This window comes from Streptomyces coryli (genome assembly GCF_011044975.1).
In the GTDB taxonomy this organism is placed as follows: domain Bacteria; phylum Actinomycetota; class Actinomycetes; order Streptomycetales; family Streptomycetaceae; genus Streptomyces; species Streptomyces coryli.
This window is the reverse complement of record NZ_JAAKZV010000368.1, coordinates 1-5,615: the sequence shown is the minus strand read 5'-3', so window position 1 is coordinate 5,615 and position 5,615 is coordinate 1. Positions and strand designations below refer to the sequence as shown.

General features: G+C 70.9%; 5 protein-coding genes. 2 read left to right on the top strand and 3 right to left on the bottom strand.

Annotation, left to right across the window (positions count from 1 at the left end; genetic code table 11):
* The first annotated feature begins 194 nt into the window (after positions 1 to 194).
* Positions 195 to 1,175, top strand: coding sequence for an SMP-30/gluconolactonase/LRE family protein (locus G5C51_RS39430; RefSeq protein ID WP_206314813.1), 981 nt, complete (start codon positions 195 to 197; stop codon positions 1,173 to 1,175).
* Here the strand turns inward: G5C51_RS39430 and G5C51_RS39425 are convergent.
* From G5C51_RS39425 to G5C51_RS39415, 3 genes are all read right to left on the bottom strand, one after another.
* On the bottom strand, positions 1,166 to 1,822 hold the full coding sequence (locus G5C51_RS39425) for a pyridoxamine 5'-phosphate oxidase family protein (protein WP_165245325.1): 657 nt from the start codon (positions 1,820 to 1,822) through the stop codon (positions 1,166 to 1,168). The two genes, G5C51_RS39430 and G5C51_RS39425, sit on opposite strands and share 10 nt — an antisense overlap.
* A 97-nt stretch (positions 1,823 to 1,919) precedes the next feature.
* On the bottom strand, positions 1,920 to 4,187 hold the full coding sequence (locus tag G5C51_RS39420; RefSeq protein ID WP_165245323.1) for a heavy metal translocating P-type ATPase: 2,268 nt from the start codon (positions 4,185 to 4,187) through the stop codon (positions 1,920 to 1,922).
* Positions 4,188 to 4,231: 44 nt separating this feature from the next.
* Positions 4,232 to 4,459 (bottom strand): heavy-metal-associated domain-containing protein, encoded by a 228-nt coding sequence (locus G5C51_RS39415; RefSeq protein ID WP_165245321.1) that lies wholly within the window; start codon positions 4,457 to 4,459, stop codon positions 4,232 to 4,234.
* A 144-nt stretch (positions 4,460 to 4,603) separates the two neighbouring features.
* Between G5C51_RS39415 and G5C51_RS39410 the strand changes: the two genes are divergently transcribed.
* Positions 4,604 to 5,584 carry a hypothetical protein gene (locus G5C51_RS39410; RefSeq protein WP_165245319.1) on the top strand — a complete coding sequence of 327 codons (981 nt, stop codon included), beginning with the start codon at positions 4,604 to 4,606 and terminating at the stop codon, positions 5,582 to 5,584.
* Positions 5,585 to 5,615 lie beyond the last annotated feature (31 nt).

Below are 5,615 nucleotides of genomic sequence, written 5' to 3'. Positions count from 1 at the left end.
AGATGTGTAAGAGACAGGGGCTGGTTCCCGCTGCCGGCTGGCTGGCTGGTCGGGCGGTCGGCGGGTAGGCGGGTCGGCCGGTCCGCGGGTTGGTCGAGAGGATCACGCCTCGTCAGCAATCAGCGGCGAAAGCAGCCTGCGTGCCGCGAGCAGCGCACGGTCGATGTGATCGAATCAGGTTCGGCCAATCAGTGATGTCTTCTTGGGGAGTGGGCTTTGTGAGCGGTGAGCGCCCTGGGCTGTACGAGATGCTCGACGACCGGTTCCGTAGCGGGAGGTGCATGAGCGGGGATGACGCGCTGGAGCTGCTGTACACCGGCTGTCGTTGGGCCGAGGGGCCGGTCTATCTGCCTGCCTGGCGGCAGGTGGTCTGGAGCGACATACCCAACGACCGGATGCTGCGGTGGGACGAGGAGACCGGCTCGGTCAGCGTCTTTCGCCGGTCCGCCGGGCACACCAACGGCAACACCCTCGATCGCGAGGGGCGGCTGGTCACCTGCGAGCAGGGCAATCGCCGGGTGACCCGGACCGAACACGACGGCACCGTCACCGTGCTGGCCGACCGATGGCAGGGCAAGCGCCTGAACAGCCCGAACGATGCGGCCGTGAAGTCCGACGGCTCGATCTGGTTCTCCGACCCGGACTTCGGCATCACCAGCGATTACGAGGGGTATCGCGCCGAAAGCGAGATCGGCGCCAACAACGTCTACCGGATCGATCCGGCCACGGGTGACGTGCGGTTGGTCGCGGACTGTTTCGGCGCGCCGAACGGGCTGGTCTTCTCGGCCGATGAGCGGCAGTTGTTCGTCTCCGACACCCGGGCGGGCTTCATCCGGGTCTTCGACGTACGTGATGAGGGCACCCTCTCCGAGGGCAAGATCTTCGCCGAGGCGGCGGCGCGCGAGAAGGCGCGCTTCGACAACCTCCGCTTCGATGACGGCGGTCGGCTCTGGATCGCCGCGATGGACGACGGCGTGCACTGCTACGACCCCGACGGCACTCTGATCGGCCGCCTCAATATTCCCGAGACGGTCGCCAACATCTCGTGGGGCGGTGCCAAGCGCAATCGCCTCTTCATCACCGCGGAGACCAGCCTGTATTCGGTGGTCATGGGTGTCACCGGCACGCATCCGACCGGGCCGGGGCGAAGGCCCTGGCTGGAGCGTCAGCCGTAGATCCGCTTCTCGTAGCTCGGCCCGTAGTACTCCTCCAGCGCCTCCAGCGACATCTCCTGCGAGTCCAGCGCCTTGGCGATCCGGGCGCGCTTCGGCACCGCCTCCGCGTTCCAGGTCTCCGGCTTCCAGAGCTGGGAGCGGAGGAAGGCCTTGGAGCAGTGGTGGAAGATCTCGTCGATCTCGACGATGAGGGCGAGCTGCGGGCGGTGGTTCTTCACGGTCATGGCGTCGAAGAACGGGGCGTCCTTCACCAGGCGCGCGCGGCCGTTGATGCGCAGGGTGTCGCCGCGGCCGGGGAGGAGGTAGATCAGGCCGACGTGCGGGTTGGACAGGATGTTGCGGAAGCCGTCGGCGCGCTTGTTGCCGGGGCGTTCCGGGATGGCGATCGTCGTGTCGTCGAGTACGAGGGTGAAGCCGGCCGGGTCGCCCTTCGGGGAGACGTCGCAGGTGCCGTCGGCGGCGGAGGTGGCGATCAGGCAGAGCGGGGAGTTGGCCAGCCACTGGCGGTCCAGGTCGTGCAGGGCGTAGCGGGCCTTGTTGGCGGCGCGCGGCTGCGGTTCGCCGATGATCTCGCGCAGCTCCGCTTCGGACGTGACCTCAGTGACCTCGGTGACCTCAGTGACGTCGGTTATGCCGGCCGTTTCCATGCAGCACTCCTCTGCTACGCGCAGCGCAGCGCAGTCGACGCGACGGCGCCCGGCTCGATCCTACGAGCCGGGCGCCGCCGCGTGATCGCCGGTCCGGTCACTCAGCCGCCTTGAACCTCCGCAGCCGCAGGCTGTTCGCCACCACCGACACCGACGAGAAGGCCATCGCGGCCCCCGCCAGCATCGGGTTGAGCAGGCCCGCCGCGGCGAGCGGCAGGGCGGCGACGTTGTAGCCGAAGGCCCACACCAGGTTCGCCTTGATGGTGCCCAGCGTGCGGCGCGAGAGGCGGATGGCGTCCGCCGCTGCCCGCAGGTCGCCGCGCACCAGCGTCAGGTCGCCGGCCTCGATCGCCGCGTCCGTGCCGGTGCCCATCGCCAGACCCAGGTCGGCCTGGGCCAGCGCGGCCGCGTCGTTGACGCCGTCGCCGACCATCGCGACCGTACGGCCCTCGGACTGCAGCCGCTTGACGACCTCGACCTTGTCCTCCGGCAGCACCTCGGCGATCACATCCGCCTCGTCGATGCCCGCCTGCCGGGCCACCGCCTCGGCCACGGCCTTGTTGTCGCCGGTGAGCAGGATCGGGGTCAGGCCCAGGGCCCGCAGCCGGCGGATCGCCTCGGCGCTGGTGTCCTTGATCGCGTCCGCGACCTCGAGCACCGCCCGCGCCTCGCCGTCCCAGGCGACCGCGATGGCCGTACGGCCCTCCGCCTCCGCCTCCCGCTTGGCCGCCGCCAGACCGGCCGGCAGCTCGATGACCCACTCGGCCAGCAGCTGCTCCCGGCCGACCAGCACCGCGTGGCCCTCGACGACGCCCTGCACGCCGAGGCCGGGGACGTTGGCGAAGTCCTCGGGCGCCGGCAGCGCGCCGACCTTGTCCGCCGCCCCTGCCGCGACGGCCTGCGCGATCGGGTGCTCGGAGGCGTGCTCCAGGGCTCCGGCCAGCCGCAGCGCCTCGGCCTCGTCCGTGCCCTCGGCCGTGTGCACCGCGAGCAGCGTCATCTTGCCGGTGGTCACCGTGCCGGTCTTGTCCAGCACGACGGTGTCCGCGCGACGGGTGTTCTCCAGCACCTCCGGGCCCTTGATCAGGATGCCGAGCTGGGCGCCCCGGCCCGTACCGACCATCAGCGCGGTCGGCGTGGCCAGGCCCAGGGCGCACGGGCAGGCGATGATCAGCACCGCCACCGCCGCGGTGAAGGCGGCCGTGAGGCCGGAGCCGTTGCCGAGCCAGAAGCCGAGCGTGCCGAGTGCGAGGGCGATGACGACCGGCACGAAGACGGCCGAGATGCGGTCGGCGAGGCGCTGGGCCGCCGCCTTGCCGTTCTGGGCGTCCTCCACCAGCTTGGCCATACGGGCCAGTTGGGTGTCGGCGCCGACCCGGGTGGCCTCGACGACCAGCCGGCCGCCGGCGTTCAGGGTCGCGCCGGTGACCGCGTCGCCGGGGCCGACCTCGACCGGCACCGACTCGCCGGTGAGCATCGAGGCGTCCACGGCCGAGGCGCCCTCGACCACGGTCCCGTCGGTGGCGATCTTCTCGCCCGGGCGGACCAGGAAGCGGTCGCCGACGGCGAGCTCAGAGACCGGGATACGGGTCTCGGTACCCCCGCCCCGTATCACCGTGACCTCCTTCGCGCCCAGTTCGAGTAGCGCCTTCAGGGCGGCGCCGGCGCGGCGCTTGGAGCGGGCCTCGAAATAGCGCCCGGCCAGGATGAAGGTGGTGACGCCCGCCGCCGCCTCCAGGTAGATGTTCCCGGCGCCGTCCGTACGGGAGATGGTCAGCTCGAAGGGGTGGGTCATGCCGGGCTCGCCGGCCGTACCGAAGAACAGCGCCCACAGCGACCAGAGGAAGGCCGCGATGGTGCCGACCGAGATCAGCGTGTCCATGGTCGCGGCGCCGTGCCGGGCATTGGTGAACGCGGCCTTGTGGAACGGCCAGGCCCCCCACACCACGACGGGCGCGGCGAGGGTGAGTGAGAGCCACTGCCAGTACTCGAACTGCCAGGCCGGGACCATCGCGAGCGCGATGACGGGGACGGACAGCGCGATCGAGGCGAGCAGACGGTCGCGGAGCGGGCGGGTCTCGTCCTGCTCCGGGGCGGCTTCCGCGGGGGCCCCTGCCGACGGCGGGGGCGGGGGAGCGGCGGTGTAGCCGGTCTTCTCGACGGTGGCGACGAGGTCGTCGACGGATACCCCCTCCCCGTACTCCACCTTCGCCTTTTCGGTGGCGTAGTTGACGGTCGCGGTGACGCCGTCCATGCGGTTGAGCTTCTTCTCGATGCGGGCGGCGCACGAGGCGCAGGTCATGCCGCCGATGGCGAGTTCGACCTGGGCTGTGTCCGTGTCCGTCGCTGGAACGGTGGTGGTCATGTCCTGCTCCTCGTGCGCGCGTATCGAAGGGGTACTGCTTGCCGTCAGGCCCGGCCGGTCACTTCGTAGCCCGCCTCGTCGACGGCCTTTGCGATCCGGTCGTCGTCCGGGGCGGCGCCCGAGTCGGTGCTGACGGCGACCGTGCCGGCGGCGAGGTCGACCTCGACCGCGCTGACGCCGGGGACCGCACTGACCTCCTCGGTCACGGATGCCTTGCAGTGGCCGCAGGTCATGCCGGAGACGGCGTAGACGGTGGTGGTCTGCGTGGACATGGGGTCCTCCTCGGTTGCGAAGCTTGCGATGCATACCCTTGGGGGGTATCGGGTGGTGCTCGATCAGGTATACCCCCACCCCCTATTCGAATGCAAGCGGATCCGGGGGTTGACTTCATACCCCGGGGGGGTATCTTCGGGGTCATGAATACGACAGCAAAGATCGCAGTCTTCGCCGGAGCGCTCGCAGCGACCTTCGGGGGTGCGTACGGAGTGGGCCAGGCCGTGGACCCCGTATCCGCGGAGCCCGAGCCCAAGGCCGCGCACGACAAGGAGCACGGCACGCAGCAGCCGGAGCAGTCCGGCGCCCACGGCGGCCACGGCGCCGCCGCCGACACCGCGCCCGGCGGCCTCGCGGTCTCCGAGGGCGGCTACACCCTCGACCTCGAGACCCGGAGCCTCGCCGCGGGGGAGAAGCAGGAGCTGCGCTTCGCCGTCCGTGGCGAGGACGGCCGGCCGCTCACCGCGTACGCGAAGGAGCACGAGAAGGAGCTGCACCTGATCCTCGCGGCCCGCGACTTCTCCACGTATAGGCATCTGCACCCGACCCGCGCCGCCGACGGCACCTGGTCGACGCCGGTGAAGCTGCCGAAGGCGGGGGACTACCGCGTCTTCGCCGACTTCAAGCCGGACAAGAAGGGCGCGGAGGGCCTCACGCTCGGCGCCGACCTGGCCGTCGGGGGTACGTATCGCCCGGCCGCGATCCCGGAGGAGTCGGCGACCGCCAAGGTCGACGGGTACACCGTCGAGCTCGACGGCGCCCTCACCCCCGGCGCGGGCGCGGAGCTGAAGCTCAGCGTCGAGAAGAACGGCAAACCGGTCACCAACCTGCAGCCGTACCTCGGCGCTTACGGCCACCTGGTGGCTCTCCGTGCCGGCGACCTCGCCTACCTGCACGTGCACCCGAACGGCGAGCCCGGCGACGGCAAGACGAAGCCGGGCCCGGAGATCTCCTTCACGGCGACCGCGCCGAGCAGCGGGACGTACCGGCTCTACCTCGACTTCAAGCACGAGGGCGAGGTGCGGACCGCCGCCTTCACGGTGAAGGCGGGGGAGCGGGCCGCGGGAGAGACCGGCAAGGAGACCGAGAAGGAGGCGGGGCACACTGATGGGCATGGCCACTGAGCAAGCCCTCGTCCGCCGCCCCCTCCCGGCC